General features: G+C 69.2%; 15 protein-coding genes and 2 pseudogenes. 6 read left to right on the forward strand and 11 right to left on the reverse strand.

Annotation, left to right across the window (positions count from 1 at the left end; translation table 11 throughout):
• Positions 1–42: 42 nt before the first annotated feature.
• From ACYUED_RS16480 to ACYUED_RS16510, 7 genes are all read right to left on the reverse strand, one after another.
• Positions 43–864 carry an anti-sigma factor family protein gene (locus ACYUED_RS16480; protein ID WP_491293036.1) on the reverse strand — a complete coding sequence of 274 codons (822 nt, stop codon included), beginning with the start codon at positions 862–864 and terminating at the stop codon, positions 43–45.
• Positions 864–1385: a sigma-70 family RNA polymerase sigma factor gene (locus tag ACYUED_RS16485; protein WP_010039908.1), complete on the reverse strand. Its 522-nt coding sequence runs from the start codon at positions 1383–1385 to the stop codon at positions 864–866. The genes ACYUED_RS16480 and ACYUED_RS16485 overlap by 1 nt, the downstream gene beginning before the upstream one ends.
• Before the next feature lie 317 nt (positions 1386–1702).
• Complete coding sequence (locus tag ACYUED_RS16490) at positions 1703–2302, reverse strand: CGNR zinc finger domain-containing protein (RefSeq protein WP_491293037.1); 600 nt, start codon at positions 2300–2302, stop codon at positions 1703–1705.
• A 399-nt stretch (positions 2303–2701) separates the two neighbouring features.
• Positions 2702–3862, reverse strand: coding sequence for a uroporphyrinogen-III synthase (locus ACYUED_RS16495; RefSeq protein WP_491293038.1), 1161 nt, complete (start codon positions 3860–3862; stop codon positions 2702–2704).
• Between the two features lie 116 nt (positions 3863–3978).
• A complete protein-coding gene (locus ACYUED_RS16500) occupies positions 3979–5358 on the reverse strand; it encodes a nitrate/nitrite transporter (protein WP_491293039.1) in 1380 nt (459 codons plus the stop codon).
• A gap of 300 nt (positions 5359–5658) precedes the next feature.
• Complete coding sequence (locus ACYUED_RS16505; RefSeq protein WP_491293040.1) at positions 5659–6603, reverse strand: hypothetical protein; 945 nt, start codon at positions 6601–6603, stop codon at positions 5659–5661.
• Positions 6604–6787: 184 nt separating this feature from the next.
• A complete protein-coding gene (locus tag ACYUED_RS16510; RefSeq protein ID WP_491293041.1) occupies positions 6788–8023 on the reverse strand; it encodes an RNA-guided endonuclease InsQ/TnpB family protein in 1236 nt (411 codons plus the stop codon).
• 47 nt (positions 8024–8070) lie between these two features.
• Here ACYUED_RS16510 and tnpA point away from each other — a divergent pair, with 47 nt between their 5' ends.
• Complete coding sequence (gene tnpA, locus ACYUED_RS16515) at positions 8071–8499, forward strand: IS200/IS605 family transposase (RefSeq protein WP_491293042.1); 429 nt, start codon at positions 8071–8073, stop codon at positions 8497–8499.
• 182 nt (positions 8500–8681) lie between these two features.
• Positions 8682–8879 carry a DUF397 domain-containing protein gene (locus ACYUED_RS16520; protein ID WP_491293043.1) on the forward strand — a complete coding sequence of 66 codons (198 nt, stop codon included), beginning with the start codon at positions 8682–8684 and terminating at the stop codon, positions 8877–8879.
• Positions 8880–8885: 6 nt separating this feature from the next.
• On the opposite strand, the gene ACYUED_RS16525 is transcribed toward ACYUED_RS16520, so the two are convergent.
• From ACYUED_RS16525 to ACYUED_RS16540, 4 genes and pseudogenes are all read right to left on the reverse strand, one after another.
• Positions 8886–10169, reverse strand: a complete 1284-nt coding sequence (locus ACYUED_RS16525; RefSeq protein WP_491293044.1) for an acyltransferase family protein — start codon at positions 10167–10169, stop codon at positions 8886–8888.
• Positions 10166–12295 carry a bifunctional polysaccharide deacetylase/glycosyltransferase family 2 protein gene (locus ACYUED_RS16530; protein ID WP_491293045.1) on the reverse strand — a complete coding sequence of 710 codons (2130 nt, stop codon included), beginning with the start codon at positions 12293–12295 and terminating at the stop codon, positions 10166–10168. The genes ACYUED_RS16525 and ACYUED_RS16530 overlap by 4 nt, the downstream gene beginning before the upstream one ends.
• A gap of 239 nt (positions 12296–12534) precedes the next feature.
• Positions 12535–13557 (reverse strand): hypothetical protein, encoded by a 1023-nt coding sequence (locus ACYUED_RS16535; RefSeq protein WP_491293046.1) that lies wholly within the window; start codon positions 13555–13557, stop codon positions 12535–12537.
• Positions 13558–13708: 151 nt separating this feature from the next.
• Positions 13709–14128 (reverse strand): annotated as a pseudogene (locus ACYUED_RS16540) (LysR family transcriptional regulator); the annotation flags it as partial.
• On the opposite strand from ACYUED_RS16540, the pseudogene ACYUED_RS16545 reads away from it, so the two are divergent.
• The 4 genes and pseudogenes from ACYUED_RS16545 to ACYUED_RS16560 form a co-directional block, all read left to right on the forward strand.
• A pseudogene (locus tag ACYUED_RS16545) lies at positions 14082–15017 on the forward strand (MFS transporter); the annotation flags it as partial. The pseudogenes ACYUED_RS16540 and ACYUED_RS16545 overlap by 47 nt on opposite strands.
• A 129-nt stretch (positions 15018–15146) precedes the next feature.
• Entirely contained in the window at positions 15147–16445 is a 1299-nt protein-coding gene (locus ACYUED_RS16550) for an ABC transporter substrate-binding protein (RefSeq protein WP_491293047.1), read from the forward strand.
• Complete coding sequence (locus ACYUED_RS16555; RefSeq protein WP_491293048.1) at positions 16442–17410, forward strand: carbohydrate ABC transporter permease; 969 nt, start codon at positions 16442–16444, stop codon at positions 17408–17410. Before ACYUED_RS16550 ends, ACYUED_RS16555 begins: the two co-directional genes overlap by 4 nt.
• Positions 17407–18231, forward strand: coding sequence for a carbohydrate ABC transporter permease (locus ACYUED_RS16560; RefSeq protein ID WP_491293049.1), 825 nt, complete (start codon positions 17407–17409; stop codon positions 18229–18231). The genes ACYUED_RS16555 and ACYUED_RS16560 overlap by 4 nt, the downstream gene beginning before the upstream one ends.
• The last annotated feature ends 13 nt before the right edge of the window (positions 18232–18244 follow it).

Here is an 18244-nt window from a genome sequence, read left to right on the forward strand (position 1 = left end):
CCGTCAACCGTACGCGAAAGGGGCCCGGCAAAGCTACGTACGCTACGCGTCGATCTCCACGAGCTTCTTGCCGTCGAAGGTCATGACCTCGAAGTGGTCGATGTCATTGGGCTGCAGAGCCGCTCCGCCCTGGGCGTAGAGAGGCTCCTTGGCCTCCTCGGACTTGGCGTTCGCGATGCCGTAGCCCCACTTCGGGACCGACCAGGAGGACATCGTCTCGCGCTCGCCGTTCTTGCCGACGGCGATGAGCGAGCACTTCAGCGGGCCCTTGACGTTGCTGAGCTCGACGACTCCCCAGGTGCCCCACTCCTTCTCCTGCATGGCCACGGTGGCCTTGACCTTGGTGGACGGGTCCGTCGCCGTCACCTTGTCGGAGAGCGTGCCGAAGGCCGCCTTGGCGCCGGCCGCGAGCGGCGTGGCGGTCTTTCCGGAGTCGCTGCCGCCGTTGACCGCCATGACGGTCAGGGGGCCGCCGATGATCAGTGCCGCCGCGGCCGCGACCAGGTAGAAGCCCTTGCGCCGCTTCTGTGCCCGGCGTTCGGAGACCTCGTCGACCAGCCGCTCCGCGAGCCGCGGGCTGGGCCGTGCCGACAGGGACTCCCCGATCGCGGGTGAACCGGTCCCGGGCAGGTCCGCGAGCGCGGCCATCATCGGTTCCATCCCGGCCAGCTCGTCGAGCTGCTGGGCGCACCATTCGCAGGTGGCGAGATGTGCCTCGAAAGCGGTTGCCTCGGCATCGTCGAGGATCCCGAGGGCGTAGGCACCGACCGTTTCGTGCTCGCTCGGGCCCGGAGATCCCATCATGGAGCCAGACATACCCGAACCACCTGTACCGAATCCCTGGTTTCCCCCGTAAACACTCATCACGCCGTCACCCCCCGCTCCTCCAGTGCCAGCTTCATCGACCGCAGGGCGTAGAACACCCGGGACCGCACCGTGCCACTGGGAATGCCCAGCGTCTCGGCCGCCTCGTTGACGGTACGCCCCTTGAAGTACGTCTCGACGAGTACCTCCCGGTGGGCAGGGGTCAGGTCGTCGAGCGCATCGGACAGCGTCATCAGCCACAGCGCCTTGTCGATCTCGTCCTCCGCGGGGATGACCTCCAGCGGCGACGGATCGACCTCCTGCGGCCGGGCCTGCCGGCTGCGGTGGCCGTCGATGACGATGCGGCGCGCAACCGTCACCAGCCAGGGGCGTACCGATCCGGTCGCCCGATTGAGCTGACCGGCGTTCTTCCAGGCACGGATTAGCGTCTCCTGAACCACGTCCTCGGCACGCTGCCGATCTCCGGCGACCAGCCGGAGTACGTACGCAAGGAGAGGTCCGGCGTGCTCGCGATAGAGGGCACGCATGAGCTCCTCATCTGGTTCCGAGGGCTGGGACATGCGATGTCGGGCCCTCGATCCACGTTCATTGGCCACGACGGAATCCTTGCGCACGCCCACCTCCGATGTCCGGGGGTTCCCCCGTTCGGTCGCTCGTGCACAGGTACGGATGTGGTGCGCGTCATGTTCAAAGTGGGATGACAGTTTTCTTCTGCGTGACGTGACGAGGGGGACATGGGTGCACATTCCCCCCGTGCGATCTTTACATTTCCGACACACTGGCAAGATCGCAACTGATGTCCGCGTCACACGTGGGGTAAACGGCGTGTAATCGAAATCACTTCGATGCCCTGTTCGCATAAGGGGTGTAACGGGCGTCAGGCGCGCGCGAGAGCCGCCCGTCGACGGTGCCGGGCCACCCTTTCGCGGTTCCCACAGACCTCACTGGAGCACCAGCGCCTCCTGCGCCCCCGTGATGAATCGACATAGACGATCGGGCAGTTGTCCCCTTCGCACTGCCGCAGACCGGCCCGCGCGACGGGGTCCGTGAGCAGTTCCACGGCGTCCCGGGCGATCGCCCCGAGCAGCGCCGCACACTGGGGCGCTCCCTCCAGCTCCCGGACGAGCGAGCCGTCCTCGCCCCGCACGGCCCGTGGCGCGGGCGGCGAGACGCGGGCCAGCTCGTTCACGCGGCCGAGCGCGAGGTCGTACGACGGCCGGGGCACGGTCGGCGTCAGTCCACCGCGCACCAACTGTCCTATCTGTCCGCGCAGTTCACGGAAGGCGACCAGCCAGGACGGGTCGGCGTGGCCCAGCGAGGCCGTCGCCGGGACCAGTCCCGCCCCGGTGACCCAGGCACACAGCACCCCGACGGAGTCGAACCGCTCCACGGGGTGGTTGGTGGCGAGGAGGTCGAGACAGATCCGACCGGCGTCGAACCGCAGCTCGTACGCGACCGTGACCGTACCCAGTGCCATGTGCCTGTCACCGCCTGGCTCGGGAAAGCTGAGGGCTGAGGAACCGATCCCTCTTACAGTGCCTGCCCGTTCGCGCGGCCGGAACCCCTCGTACCGGCGGCGGGTGGACGAGCGGTTATGCGGGTGCGCGTCTCGGCGATGTCCCGGCTGCCGGGCCGCCCGTTGACTTGAGGGCATGAGGCAGAACAAGGGGAACAAGGAGAGCAGACAGAGGCGCGGGCGCTGGTGCTGTACGGAGCGGTTCAGCGCGGGTCATCACACGATCTCAGCCCGTCCGGCGTGTGGGCCGGCCCGGCGTGTGAGCCCGTCGGGCATGTGGGGGCGAGGCTGTTCAGGCCGAAGCCCCCGTCCCGGAGAGAGCAGCTCCGGCAACGGGGCCGCACACCCCCGGGAACAGCCTCACCCGTCCGCGTACTTCGCGTCAGCCGCCGGATCCAGCGCCAGCCGGTACCCCCGCTTCACCACCGTCTGGATCAGCTTCGGCGCCCCGAGTGCCGTGCGCAGGCGGGCCATCGCGGTCTCCACCGCATGCTCGTCGCGGCCCGCACCCGGCAGGGCCCGCAGCAGCTCCGCGCGGGCCACCACCCACCCCGGCCGCCGGGCCAGCGCACGCAGCAGAGACATCCCGGCGGGCGGTACGGGCTTCAGGTCGTCGTCGACGAGGACCGCGTGGCCGCGGATCTCCACCCGGTGCCCGGCGACGGGCAGGGTGCGCGCCCGGCTCGGCAGTTCCTGGCAGAGCAGCTGGACGAGAGGCCCGAGCCGGAAGCGTTCGGGCTGGACGGTGTCGACGCCGTGGGCCTGCAGTGGCAGCGCGGTGACCGGTCCGACGCAGGCCGGCAGCACATCGTGGTGGAGGGCGGCGAGCAGCTCGGGCAGCAGACCGCGCTTCTCGGCCCGGTCCAGCAGGGACACGGCGGCGGGCGCGCTGGTGAAGGTGACCGCGTCGAGGCCCCGGGAGACGGCCGCGTCCAGCAGCCGGTCGAGCGGCGCGATGTCCTCCGGCGGCATCCACCGGTACACCGGCACCCCGACGACCTCCCCGCCCGCGGCCCGCAGCGACTCCACGAACCCGGGCAGCGGCTCGCCGTGCAGCTGTACGGCGATGCGGCGCCCGTCGACCCCCTCCTCCAGCAGCCGGTCCAGCACCTCGGCCATGGACTCGCTCGACGGCGACCAGTCCTCCGTCAGCCCGGCGGCCCGTACCGCTCCCTTCACCTTGGGCCCGCGCGCGAGCAGCTCCGCGGCCCGCAGCCGTTCGAGCAGCGGCTCCCCGAGGCCCCACCCCTCGGCGGCCTCGATCCATCCCCTGAAGCCGATGGCCGTGGTCGCGACCACGACGTCCGGCGCCTGGTCGAGCAGATCCTTCGTCGCCGCCAGCAGTTCGCTGTCGTCGGAGAGCGGCACGATGCGCAGGGCGGGTGCGTGCAGGACGGCGGCTCCCCGTCGCTGCAGCAGCGCGCCCAGTTCGTCGGCCCGGCGCGCGGCGGTGACGCCCACGGTGAATCCGGCGAGGGGCCCGTGTTGACCGGTGTCCGGTCGCTGCTGTTCGTCGTACATGGCTCTCGTCCCGAGCTCGAGTCGTCGTACATGAGGTACGGCGGTACCCACATGCCGATCGAGCCTGTCAACGGTCCGTGACAGGCTCGGTTCGGCTTGATGTCGCCGGTGTTACGTCACACCTCGGCGTAGCTGAGCTGCGGCTTCGTCTCTGCGGCAGTCGTGGCCTCGGAGACTGCGGCCGGGCGGCGAAGGTATACGGCCCAGGTGACCCCGAAGCAGAGGGCGTAGTAGGCGAGGAAGGCGACGAATGCGCCGGTTCCGGAGCCGTAGGAGAGGAAGGACTGCCGGAAGGCCAGGTTGATGCCTACGCCGCCGAGCGCGCCGACCGCGCCGATGAGCCCCATGGAGGCACCGGAGAGGCGTCGGCCGTGGGCGGCGGCCGCCTCGCCCTCCAGCCCCTTGGCCAAGGCCTTGGTATGGAAGATGCCGGGGATCATCTTGAACGTGGATCCGTTGCCGATCCCGGTGAGCGAGAACAGGACGACGAAGGCGACGACGAACAGCGGCAGCGACTTCTGCATGCTGGCGACGACCAGGACGGCCGTGGCGGCGCCCATGGCGACGTAGTTCCAGAGGGTGATCTTCGCGCCGCCGTACTTGTCGGCGAGCCAGCCGCCCACGGGGCGGATCAGCGAGCCGAGCAGCGGGCCGATGAAGGTGAGGTACGTGGCCTGCAGCGGCGTGCGCCCGAACTGGTTGGTGAGCACCTGCCCGAAGGCGAAGCTGTATCCGATGAACGAGCCGAACGTGCCGACGTAGAGGAAGGACATGATCCAGGTGTGGGCGTCCTTCGCGGCGTCCTTGGCCGCACCGGTGTCGTTCTTCACGTTCTCGATGTTGTCCATGAAGAGCGCGCCGAGGACGGCGGCGACGACGATCAGCGGGATGTAGATCCCGAGCAGAACCCGCGGACCGCCGCTCGCGCCGATGACGGCGAGGGCCACGAGCTGGATCGCTGCGACGCCGATGTTGCCGCCGCCGGCGTTGAGGCCGAGCGCCCACCCCTTCTTCCTGAGCGGGAAGAAGGCGTTGATGTTGGTCATGGAGGAGGCGAAGTTGCCGCCGCCGATGCCGGCGAGCAGCCCGATCAGCAGGAAGGTGTCGAAGGACGTGCCCGGCTTCATCACCGTGAACGCGGCGACCGTCGGGATGAGCAGCAGGCCGGCCGAGACGATCGTCCAGTTCCGCCCGCCGAAGACGGCGACGGCGAAGGTGTAGGGGACGCGGACGACGGCGCCGACCAGCGTGACCATCGAGGTCAGCATGAACTTGTCGGCCGGGGTCAGCCCGTACTCCGGGCCCATGAAGAGCACCAGCACGGACCACAGAGTCCAGATCGAGAAGCCGATGTGCTCGGAGAGGACGGAGAAGAAGAGATTGCGCTTGGCGATCTTCTCTCCGGTCTCGTTCCAGAAGGTCTCGTCCTCAGGATCCCACTGCTGGATCCAGCGACCTCCCCTGCTCGATACGGGGGCTGTGCTAGGGGCTGTCATGACGCCTCCACGGTGCTCCGGGGCTCGGTCGTGCTCGGGGGCAGATGAGCGGTGATGAGTCCCGAAGGTAGGGAGGCGGCGTTTCCGGTCTGTGGCGCCGGGTGACCGTGAAGGAACTTTGCTCTCACCCGGCCCGGAGGCGGGATGAGAGGTACCGCGTCGGTACGTTACGAACAGCTCTCCGGCTGCGTGCGGCTCCGTGTGAAGGCGGCGCCGCGGCGCCTGCGGGGCGGGCCGGGCCCGGTGGGCAGCGGGACCCGGTGGGCAGCCGAGCCCGGTGGGTGGTGGGCAGTGGGCAGTTCAGCGCTGAGGGGACTGCCAGTTGGGGTTCTGCTGGGGGTAGGGCTGCTGCGGCGGGTACGGCTGGGGCGGTTGCTGTGGGGGATACGGCTGCTGAGGGGCGGCGTAGGGGCCGGGGGCCGGGGGCTGCTGCGGGTGGCCGTAGGGCTGGGGCGGCGGCTGCTGCGGATAGCCGTAGGGCTGGGCTTGGTACTGGGGCTGGGCGGCGTACGGCCCCGGGACCTGCTGTCCCGGCTGTCCCGGCTGTCCGTAAGGAGCGTGGGCCGGGGTGGCGGGAGCGCCCGGCGCACCCATCGGCGGCTGACCGGCACCGTACGGTCCGCCCGCGAAGGGGTTCGCCTGGCCCGGCATCTGCAGCCCCGGGGGCAGGTAGCGCACCCGCCCCGTCTCGTCCGTCATCGGCACGAATCCGGCGGCCTGCAGCCGGCGCGCGAACTTGGCGTTGCGCTTGCGGGTCACGAGCAGACCGATGCCGAAGATCGCCATGAAGATCAGCCAGACGATGCCCGCCACGACGAAGTCGAGGGCCTCGCCGCCTGCCCGGTACCCGGCGATCCCACAGGCGACGGTGATGCCCAGCGCCGCGTACCCCATGCGCTTCTCGGCGTTCTTGCCGGTGAGGTCGAACTGGATGCGGGCCTTGAGGAGTTCGAGGGCGTCGGGGACGAGGGGCGGCAGTGAGACCCCGTCGTGCGCGTTCGGATACTGCGCCCAGTTCTGCGCGGCCCGCGCCCGGGCCTGCGGGTTCGGGTCGGGCACGATCAGCATCTTCAGCGCGTTGTTGCGCGAGCCGGTGTGCCGCGCGTCCATGTACTCGTACCCGAACTGCTGGGCGACGAAGGCGAGTCGGGACAGCTTCTTCACAGAAGCCATCGGACTGGTGAGCTCGACGGGCTCCCCACCGGCCATCAACCGCAGCATGTTCCGAACCTGCCGCTTACTCATCGCTCCTGCTCCCCCGGGCACTCTGTTCACTTACGCAACTCGGGCAGTGTGTCATGAGGGCGTGGGGCAGGGGATCTCGGGTGCGGGGGCTTGACCGGCCTTTGACAGTGTTGGACGCGGTCACCGCCCGCGTCGGCCGACCGCCCTCAGGTCGATCAGTGGTTGCCCACGTGACTCCTCCCCCTCATGAATGAGGGGGCTTCTCGCTATGCCGGCCGGCGTCGCGACGGACCAGCCCGGCCCGTAGAACGTTCAGGGCGCCCACCGTGTCCGCGTGCGCCGAGTGGCCGCAGGAAACGCAGTGGAACTTCTCCTGGCTGAGCCGGCTCTCCGCGGAGACGTGCCCGCATTCGGGGCAGGTCCGGGAGGTGTTGCGGGGGTCCACGGCGATCACTTCCCGTCCGGCGCTTTCAGCCTTGGCGTGCAGAATCGTGAGGAACACCCCCCATCCGGCATCCGAGATCGAGTGGTTGAGCCCGGCCTTCGCAGCGGCACCATTGGGCAGGAAGCTGCCCGGCTGGTCAGGATCGGCCTTCGACGCGGGGGCCCTGACCATGTTGCGGATCTTGAGGTCTTCGTGCGCGATGAAGTCGTGTTCCCGCACGAGGTCAAGAGCGGCCTTGTGGGCGTGGTCGAGCCGCTGGCGGCGGACTTTGCGGTGCAGCTTGGCGACATTGTCCACGGCCCGCTGGTGGTTGGCGGTGCGCTTGTCGCGACGCACGCGCGGGAAACGGGACAGGGCCTGCTGCGCGGCTTCGAGCTTCGCGGCGGCCTTGCGGCCGTGCCGAGGGTTGGCGACATGCTCACCGCCTGAGGTGGTGAGGAATGAGGCGATGCCCAGGTCGATGCCGACCACGCTGTCCGTCGGGGGCAGCGGCTCGGGCTGGGCCTGCTCGGCGGTCAGTACGACGTACCAGCGCTTGCCCTCGCGCTTGACGGACACGGTCTTGACCTTGCCGACCACGGGCCGGTGCTGGTTGACCTTGACGTGGCCGACGCCCTGGAAGCGGACTCGGATGATCCGATCGTGCGGGGTGGAGTCCCAGCGGCAGCCGTCCCCGTCCTTGGGGAAGTCCACCGTGTCGAACCAGTTGACACCCCGAAAACGCGGGTAGCCGGGCGTCTCACCAGCCTTGATCCGACGGAAGAACGCCTGGAACGCCTTGTCCAGCCGGCGCAACGTAGCCTGCTGGGAGGAGAAAGACCAGCGGCCCTGACGCTCCGGGTCGAAGGCGCGGATCTCCTTGAGCTGTGCGGACTGCTGCCTGTAGGTGACGCTCGTCTTCGACACGTGCCGGTAGGCGTCCCGGCGTTCCTGCAACGCGCCGTTGTAGAGCGAGCAGTGATCGGCCGGCATCGCGGCGAGCGCAGCGGCCTGGCCCGCGGTGGGCCGCATGAGGAACTTGTACGCACGGATCATCCGGCCCCCTTTCCACTTCGGCCCAAAGAGCCTACTACACTTGGCGTATGTCACCGCGTTGGGAACCAAACGCCGCTATCCGCACCGGACGGCACGTCGCATACAGCCTTCACGTGCACTTGGTGTTCGTCACGAAGTATCGGCGCGGAGTCTTCGATGACGCCATGCTCAAGCGGTGCGAGGAGATCATGCGTGAGGTGTGCGTCGGCTTCGATGCGCAGTTGCGGGAGTTCAACGGCGAACAGGACCACGTGCACCTTCTCGTGCACTACCCGCCGAAGGTCGCTCTGTCGAAGCTGATCAACAGCCTCAAGGGAGTCAGCTCCCGCTACCTGCGCGCCGAATACACCGGCCGGATCAACCGCATCGGCATGGGCTCCGCGTTCTGGTCCCGCTCATACTTCGCGGGGTCCTGCGGCGGGGCTCCACTGACCGTGATCCGCCAGTACATCGAAGGCCAGAAGCGGCCCACCTGATCATCACCCCAGAGGCGCAGCGAACCCCGGCGCTTCGCGCCTCCGGGCCGAGGATGCGGCTCCCTCCCCGGCTGAAGCCGGGAATACCCACGCAAGATCAAGGATGGAGGCGAACGCCCTCAGCCCCGAAGCGTCCCGCGGCCTCGTCACCGCATCGCGCAAGATCTCTGAGAGGCGACGACATGTCCACGCACCACTGGCAGAAGTCCACCTACAGCCCCGACGCCTCCAACTGCGTCGAGATATCCCCCGCCCCGGCCACCGTCCTCGTCCGCGACTCGAAGAGCACCGACGGCCCTCACCTGGCCGTCACGTCCTCCGCCTGGACGGCCTTCCTCTCCTACGCGGTGCAGCGGCGCCGGCCCCGCCCCTCCGCGTAGATCTGATCAGCCCTTCCGCCGAGCCCTCCCCCGCTTCGCCCCGTTCGGCCAAAGGCGTGGGCTTCGTTTTGCTGCGAGGTCCTCGATCCAGCCGAAGGTGAGGATCGCGAGGCCGATCAGGGGCCAGACGAGGACGAACATCCAGAGCGTGTACGTCGAGTCCAGTGCCGCCGACGCACGGTCGCTCTCCATGAACGGGAGGCTGTACGCCTGGTCGATGATCGGGACCGTCGCCATGATCAGCAGGTTGTGCCAGAGGTAGATGGTGACGGCCCTGTTGTTGGCCAGGGTCACCAGCTTGTCCCACCTGGCGAGGCGGCCCGGCAGTTCCTGCCACGACGGCGAGTACTGGAGCAGGATCACCACGAAGCCGAAGGACCAGGCCGCCTGTGCCGGCGGGATGTCGTTGAGGTCCCAGCCGTCGGGGCCGAGGTGGCCCGACGCCCACCACAGGCCGAACGCCATCAGCAACGCCGAGCAGGAGACGGCGACATAGCGCGGGACCCGCTGGAGCACGCCCTCGTGGTGGGCGAAGCCCAGGACCCAGCAGCCGCCGTAGGCCGTGAAGTCGGTGATCGCGTTGCCGGTCTCGCCCGGGATGGTCACCAGGCCCATGCCGACGATCGCCGTCAGGCCCAGCGGGGCCAGCAGCGTCGCCCACGGCATGCGCCTGAACGCCCACAGCAGCAGCGGGGACGCGACCACGAACCACAGATACGCCCGCAGGTACCACAGCGGCCCGGCCGCCTGGTCGGCCCAGGTGGAGTCCAGCAGGCCCCCGTCGTTGCCGAGGTGCCAGGGGTAGGGCGGGGCGCCGATCGGGATGACGTAGTTGATCAGTTCGACGACGCCCCAGGTGCCGCCGTTGTCCGGGTCCTTCGCCGGGTTCCAGCCGTCCACGAACATCATGGCCACCACCAACGCGCTGAACGCCCACAGCGGTGGCAGCAGACGGCGGATCCGGCCGCGGATCACGCTCACCGCCGGGCGGCTCAACGAGCGCGCCATCAGGGAGCCCGCCAGCGCGAACATCACGCCCATGGAGGGGAACAGGACCGACAGCCACGCCCAGCCGAACAGGTGGTAGACCACGACGCGGACCAGGGCGATCGCGCGCAGCAGGTCCAGGTAGCGGTCGCGGCCCGGCTTCTTCGGCGCGGGCGAGGACGCGGATGCCGGTGTCGGCGTCGGTGCCGGCGCCTCAGGACCGGCCACCGGACCTTGCTGCGGGATGCCGTACGACGGCGTCGACTCCGGAGTCCCGGTCCCGGTCGTGTATCCGTGGGTCATGCCACGGGCCTCCGATCACTGCCGTCGGCACGGGGCCGCCGGCTGGCTACCGGCCCGCCCGGTGCCTCCACGACACCCGTGCGCCGCAGCTTCTGCCAGCGCAGGCGGCCGCCGGTGAGCGCCGTGATCCAGGACTGGAGCAGCACGACGTACATGAGTTGGCGGTAGAGGATCTGCTGCAGCGGCAGCGAGATGAGGTGGGTCATGCGTTCCTTGTCCAGGCGGAAGGCGTAGGCCGCGCAGACCACCTGCACCGCCAGGACGCCGAGCCAGGCCACGATCGTCTTCTGCGTCGGGCCGAAGACGACTCCGTAGAGGAGGAAGATGTCGATCAGGGGGGCCAGCAGCGGGGCCACCACCATGAACAGGGACACCAGGGGCAGGCCGACGCGGCCGAAGCGGCCCGAGGGGCCCTTCTCCACGAGGGCGCGCCGGTGTTTCCAGATCGCCTGCATGGTGCCGTACGACCAGCGGTAGCGCTGCGACCACAGCTGCTGGACCGTCTCGGGCGCCTCCGTCCAGGCCCGCGCGTTCTCGGCGTAGACGACCCGCCAGCCGTCGCGGTGCATGGCCATGGTGATGTCGGTGTCCTCGGCGAGCGTGTCGTCGCTCATGCCGCCCACCCGCTCCAGCGCCGAGCGCCGGAAGGCCCCGACGGCCCCCGGGATCGTCGGCATGCAGCGCATGATGTCGTACATACGGCGGTCGAGGTTGAAGCCCATCACGTACTCGATGTGCTGCCAGGCGCCGATCATCGAGTCCCGGTTGCCGACCTTCGCGTTGCCGGCGACGGCTCCCACGCGCCGGTCGCCGAAGGGCTGCACCAGTTCCCCTACCGTCGCCGGTTCGAAGACGGTGTCGCCGTCCATCATCACGATGATGTCGTAACGGGCGTTCGCCAGGCCGCGGTTGAGGGCGGCCGGCTTGCCCGCGTTCAGCTGGCGGACGACGCGGACGTTCGGCAGGCCGAGCTCCTCGACGATCCGCGCCGTGCCGTCGCTCGAACCGTCGTCGATGACGATCACCTCGATGGGGTGCTCGCTCGCCATCAGCGAACGGACGGTGTTCTCGATGCACTTGGCCTCGTTGTACGCGGGCACCAGCACCGACACCGGTTCGGTGACCGGTGGGCCCCAGCTGAAGCCCCGGCGCCGCACCCTGCGCGCATGGACCCCCGACAGCAGGAGCATCAGCACGAAACGGCCGATGACCAGGCCGCCGATGATCGCGAGGGTGACGACCATCACTCCGGTGATGTCGTCCGAGGCCTGGACCAGGAGGATCCAGGCCCTGCCCTTCCACAGGCCGACGCCGGTGACCTCGGTGTGCGCGCTCGGTGCGTCGAGGGCCTCGGTGAGGTTGTCGAACGCGTAGCCCTGCTTCTGCAGCATGGGCAGGAACCTGTCCAGCGCCTGCACCGTCTGGTGCCGGTCGCCGCCCGAGTCGTGCATCAGGACGATCGCGCCCTTGCCGCCGTGCGGGGTGGCGTTGCGGATGATCAGGTCGACGCCGGGCTTCTGCCAGTCCTCGCTGTCCGTGTTGTTGACGACGGTGATGTAGCCGCGGCTGCCGATGTACTGGGTGACCGGCCAGGACTCGTCGTCCATGGCGTCGGCGAAGGAGGAGTACGGCGGACGGAACAGGGAGGTGCGGATGCCCGCGGCCCCCGAGATCGCCAGCTGGGTCTGCGACAGCTCCCAGTCGATGCGCTTGTGGGACTGGAAGGAGAGGTCGGGGTGGTTGAAGGTGTGCACGCCGATCTCGTGGCCCTCGGCGACCATGCGCCTGACCAGGTCCGGGTAGCGCGAGGTCATCGTGCCGGTGACGAAGAAGACCGCGTGCGCGTGGTGCTTCTTGAGCACGTCCAGGACCTTGGGGGTCCAGGCCGGGTCCGGGCCGTCGTCGAAGGTGAGGACCAGGCGGTGGTCGGGCACCTTCAGGCTGGTGGTGCGGCCGCTGCGGGTGTCGATGACGGGGCCGCCGTCCAGGATCCGCTCCGGGACCTTGTCGGTGGCGGCCTCGGGCTGGATGCGATGGTCGGCGAGGATCTCGCTGTGCACGTACCCGCGCAGCATCAGCATCGCCACCATGGCGACGAGGACGAGCATGGGCAGCAGCAGGCGCATGGGCAGGCGGCGGCGCGGAGAGCTGTCACGGGCTGGGGGCCCGTGTCCGAACTCCGGCCGGATCAGCGTCCGTCGTCCGGTGCGTGCGATCGCAGGGCGCCGGGAGGGCCTCGTAGCGGAGCTACCAGGGCCTTTTTTCGGCAACGCGGCGAACGTGCGTGCCAGGCGACGCACGCCCGGCCGGGGTGGGGACACAGGCTCCGAGGTTGCGGGCCCGTGACGGCGGGTGCGGGATGCCATCAGAGGGTGGGCTCCGGGGACGGTGCGGACGAGGGGCCGGGCGTGCCCGGCTCCTCGATGACGGGCGAAGGGCTGCTGGGACCGTCGGCGACCGGACCACTGCCGGAGGCGGTGCCGGTCCCGCCCGTGCCGCCCGGGGACTGCGACGGTGCGACGGAACTCACGCTGGGGCTCGGGTCCGGTGAGCTGGACGTCGGCGGGTTCACCGAGGTCGACGGGACGGGGTCGACCACACCGGGCCCGGGCTTCGTCGCGGACTTGGACGGTGTCGGGCCGGGGTCGGCGGACGCACCCGGACCTGCGGGGCCGGCGGACTTGCCGGGAGCCGGGCCGCTCGCGCCCGGCGACGGTGTCGTACCGTCACCGGCCGTCGGTGTCGAACCCGGCACGACGGCGCCGGTGCCGGTGCCGGCGCCGGCGCCTGAGGGCTGGGCCGAGTCCGCGGGCCGCGAGGTCGGCTCGACCTGACCGGCCGGCTTGTCGTCCTTCTGGCCCGGCACGGGCAGCCAGGGTGCGTCGGAACTCCCGGACAGCAGCGTGACGACGATGACGACGGCGTAGACCGCGCAGGCCATGCCGACGGCTATGCCCAGGCGGCGGAAGCGCCGGCTGCGGCGGCCCGACTCGTCGACGAAGACCGGCGCGTCACCGCCGTCGGAGCCACTGCCGGTCTCCCCCTCGGCCTTGCGCAGACGCTGGTCCAGCCGCAGGCCGACGGAGTCGAGCTGGACGGTCACCTCGTGCGGATCGTGGGACTGGGCGCTCTCGCCCGACGCCTCCCACGGATCACGCAGGCCGGCGGCCCGGCCGTGTTCGGGAAGGCGTCCGGAGCCGCCGCTCAGTACGTCGGTCGCGTCGATGTCCGCGAAGCCCCCACGAGGGACTCCGGTTCTCGCCGTGTCCGGAAACGACTGGGTGATGTCGCTCCTTCTGGCTTCCCCCGTTGTTGGAAGGGCCTGGGCCTCTGATGCCGCTTCGGGCCATTCCGGTTGGGCGTCTTCCCGCCACTTTTTCACGTGCACGCACATCCCCCCACGGGACAGTTCTGGGTGCGCGTACGACACGAGCACACATCGGCCGAACCCGGCCCCCACCGGATTCGAGCGCCCCCTTTACCACAACATGCTCGGGCCCCGAATGTAGCGTACGGGGAGGTTCTGTGTGCGCCACGTGTCAGTTGTGACCCTGGATGATCTCTGAATCGATGGCTGGAATCCATCCATTGGAGGGCACTCGAAGCCACCGCCCCTCGACAGACAGTTCGACAGCAGCCCGTCGAAGCGCACCGAATCCGGGGTGCACCGGACCCTTCCGCCACACAAGTGACACCACCGACAAAGGAACAGGATCGATCAAGGGACGCAGCACCCTGCCAGGCATGGCCGGGAAATCCACGACGGCGAGAATGGGGTTCCGCATCTTGGCCATGATCCTCTGGAACTCCTCGTCCCCGATCGCCAGCGGAACGGGCTGTGCGATTTCGATGCCACGGCCGTCGAACAAGCGGCGTGCGAGATCGGTCCATTCCGGCGTACGTGGATTTCCGGCGCCCGCGTACACCGTCTCCCCCTTCAGCGCGGCGAGCGGCACCGCCTCCATCGTCTCGTACGCCGCCACCGCGACGACCCCGAACACCGGCGGCATGTCCCGCGCCCGCTGGGCCCGTCTGCTGAAGGGCGACGAGGGTGCGCTGCACACCGCGAACTCCTTCGAACAGGCCGCCGACGAGCTGTGCTTCATGCTGGGCCCGGTGCTCGCGGCCTTCCTGTGCGGGACGTTCTTCCCGGAGGCGGGCACGCTGGCCGGGGCGGTGCTGCTGCTGAGCGGCATGCTGCTGTTCGCCGCGCAGCGCTCGACCGAACCGCCGGCGCGGCGGCAGGCCCGCGCCGGGTCCCCCATCCGCTCGCCCGGAATGCGCCCTCTCCTCACCGTCTGTCTGGCGATGGGGGCGGTGTTCGGGTCCATGGAGGTCGTCACGATCGCGTTCGCGGACGCGCAGGGGCACCGTTCGGCGGCGGGCGTCGTGCTCGCGCTGCAGGCGGCGGGGTCCTGCGCGGCCGGGCTGCTGTACGGGGCGCTGCCGCGGGCCGGTGCCGCCTCGGCCCGGCTGCCCTGGTGCATCGCGGCGATGACCGCCCTGCTGACGCTCCCCCTCCTCGCCGCCCTCACCGGCTCGCTCCCGCTGCTGGCGCTCGCGCTGCTGATCGCCGGCATGGCGACCGCCCCGACCATGGTCACAACCATGACGCTGGTGCAGCGGCGCAGCCCCGAGGGCCGGCTGAACGAGGGCATGACCCTCGCGGTGACCGGCCTGCTCGGCGGGATCGCCTGCGGCTCGGCGGCCGGCGGCGAGCTGGTGGACCACCTCTCGTCCACGGCCGGGTTCGGGGCGCCGGCGACGGCGGCCGCCGTGGCGTTGATGATCTCCCTGGCCCACCGGATTCCGACAGACCCGAACAGCGATTCCCGTCCGATGCATTGACGGGTCCACGGACCACACATACCTTCACCCGTCGAAGCGCTTCGACGTACTGCATCGAATCGATTCGACGATGCGGGAACGTTCGCTGCGCGAGGCCCCGATAACCGCCCGGCTCTCCTGGAGGCAGGGATGTTGACGGCACGAAGGCATGTGATGACGGTCGCGGCGGCGATCCTGGGCGGCTCGCTGCTCATGACCGCCTGCGGCGGCTCGGACGGCGGATCGTCCTCCGACGCCAAGACGCTTCGGCTCTGGCACTACGAGGGTCCCGACAGCGCGATGGGCGCGGCCTGGAACGAGGCGATCAAGGAGTTCGAGGCGACCCATCCGGGTGTCAAGGTGAAGTTCGAGGAGAAGGGCTTCGAACAGATCCAGAAGACGGCGCCCATGATCCTCAACTCCTCGGACGCACCCGACCTCATGGAGTACAACAAGGGCAACGCGACCGCGGGTGCCCTCTCCAAGCAGGGCCTGCTGACCGATCTGACCGCGGAGGCCACCAAGCGCGGCTGGGACAGGAAGCTCAGCCCGGGCGTGTCCACGACCAGCAGATACGGCACCGACGGGGTCATGGGATCCGGCAAGTGGTACGGCGTGCCCAACTACGCCGAGTACACGATGGTCTACTACAACAAGGCCCTGTTCACGAAGTACGGGATCGCCGAACCCAGGACCTTCGGCGAACTCACGGCCGCCATGGACGCGTTCGCCAAGAAGGGCGTCACCCCGCTCGCCGACGCGGGCGCCGAGTACATGGCCCAGCAGTACCTCTACCAACTCGCCCTGTCCAGGGCCGACCGCTCCTGGGTCGACAACTTCCAGCTGTACAAGGGCAGGACCGACTTCCATGACGCGGCCTGGACGTACGGCGCGACGACCTTCGCCGACTGGGTGAAGAAGGGCTACATCAGCAAGAAGTCCACCAGCACCAAGGCCGAGGACGCGGGCGTCTCCTTCATCCAGGGCAAGGCCCCGATCCTGTTCTCCGGCAGTTGGTGGTACGGCCGCTTCCAGGCGGAGGCCAAGTTCGACTGGGACGCCTCCCTGTGGCCGGGTTCCGAGCTCACCCCGGGCTCCGGCGGGAACCTCTGGGTGGTCCCCAAGAACGCCCGGAACAAGGCCCTCGCCTACGACTTCATCGACATCACCATGTCGAAGAAGATCCAGAACCTGCTCGGCAACAAGGGCGGCGTCCCGGTCGCCGCCGACACGAGCGCCATCACCGACCCGAAGTCCAAGAAGCTCATCTCCGACTTCAACACCGTCAGCCGGCGGGACGGCCTGGCCTTCTACCCGGACTGGCCGGTCACCGGCTTCTACGACGTCCTCGTCTCCGAGACCCAGAAGCTGATGACGGGCAACGAGAAACCGGACGGCTACCTCGACGCCCTCCAGCAGGCCTACGACAAGGGCGCGCCGAAGCGATGACGGTCACCGTCGAACGGGATGCGCGTGCCGTCGGCAAGCACCCGGCCGCCGGCCCGCGCCGCCCCCGTACCCGCGACTCGTACGCCCTGTTCCTGCTCCCCGGGTTCCTCGCCTTCCTCGCGATCATCATCGTCCCGTTCCTGATGAACACGGGCGTGAGCTTCACCGACTGGCAGGGCATCGGCAGCCCGAAGTGGTCCGGGCTCGCCAACTACCGCGAGCTGATGGACGATGCGGAGTTCTGGGCGTCCTTCCGGCACAGCCTGTTCATGGTCGTCGCCATGGCCGCCGTACCGACGATGACCGGGCTCGTCCTGGCCGCCGCCCTGTTCGACTACGTCGGCAAGCACTTCGGGCCGAGGTGGGCCGCGGTGCTGCGCGCCTGCTTCTACCTCCCGCAGGTGCTGCCGATCGCGGTCGCCGGCATCGTCTGGAGCTGGATCCTCGCCCCCGACAACGGCTCCCTCAACGAGCTGTTGAAAGCGGTGGGGCTGGGCTCCTGGCGACAGGACTGGCTCGGTGACCCCGACCTCGCGCTGTACAGCGTGATGGGCGTGATGGTCTGGGTGCAGATCGGCTTTCCGCTGGTCGTCTTCATGGCCGGACTGCAGCGCGTCGACCCGCAGTTGTACGAGGCGGCCGAGCTGGACGGCGCGGGCTGGTGGCGCCGCTTCTGGCACATCACGCTGCCGCAGATCCGGCCGGAGATCTACGTCGTCCTGACCTGGTGCACGATCGCCGCGCTCAAGGTGTTCGGCGCGGTGTACGTGCTGACCAAGGGCGGGCCGGGAGGCGCGACCGACGTCCCCTCCTACTTCTCCTTCTCCACCTTCTTCGAGAAGACCCAGGTCGGCTACGGCGCCGCGATCTCCACCGTCCTCACCGTGATCATCCTGCTCCTCTCCCTGGCCGGCCTGAAACTCCAGACCCGCGCGGAGGACACCGGGGAAGGGGTACGGACATGACCGCCGCCCTGCGCCGTTACCCGGTGCTGATCGCCCTGTGCATCGCGGCCCTGTTCATGGTGGTGCCGTTCGCGATCGTCGCGGTCAACGCCGTCAAGTCACCGTCCGAGTACTCCGCGAACGGGCCGCTCAGCCTGCCCAGGGGCTTCTACCTGGACGGGCTGAAGGACTTCTGGGAGCGGGTGGACTACGGCCAGAAGCTGTTCAACTCGGTGCTGATCAGCGGTTCGGTGGCAGTACTGGCGGCGATCCTGTCGGTCCTGAACGCGTACGCGATCGGCATCGGCAGGATCAGGGGCCGCACCTGGGTCCTGGCCTTCTTCGTGCTCGCCAACATGCTGCCGCAGGAGGCGCTGGTCTACCCGGTCTACTACCTGAGCAAGCAGGCGGGCCTGTACGACACCAGGCTCAGCGTGATCATCGTCTTCACGGTGATCCAGGCGGCCTTCGGCACGTATCTGCTCTCCTCCGTGCTCGGCCGGTTCCCCCGCGAGATCATCGAGGCGGCCAGGATCGACGGCGCGACCACGTGCCAGGTTCTGTGGCGGATCGTCGTCCCGGTGAGCCGCCCGACGATCGGTGTGCTCCTGGTCTTCTTCTTCATCTGGACCTGGAACGAGTTCCTCCTCCCCCTGGTCATGCTGATCTCCAACGACAACCAGACCGTGTCGGTGGCCCTCGGCGTCCTCCAGGGCCAGCGCCTGATGGACGCCACGATGACCAATGCGGCCGCCCTCCTCGGCGTCCTCCCCGCCATCGTCTTCTTCCTCGTCTTCCAACGGACCCTCACCCGCGGCATCGCCGTCGGTGCAGTGAAGTAAGGACGGACCCCAC

The sequence above is a fragment of the Streptomyces sp. DF42 genome, from assembly GCF_058267695.1.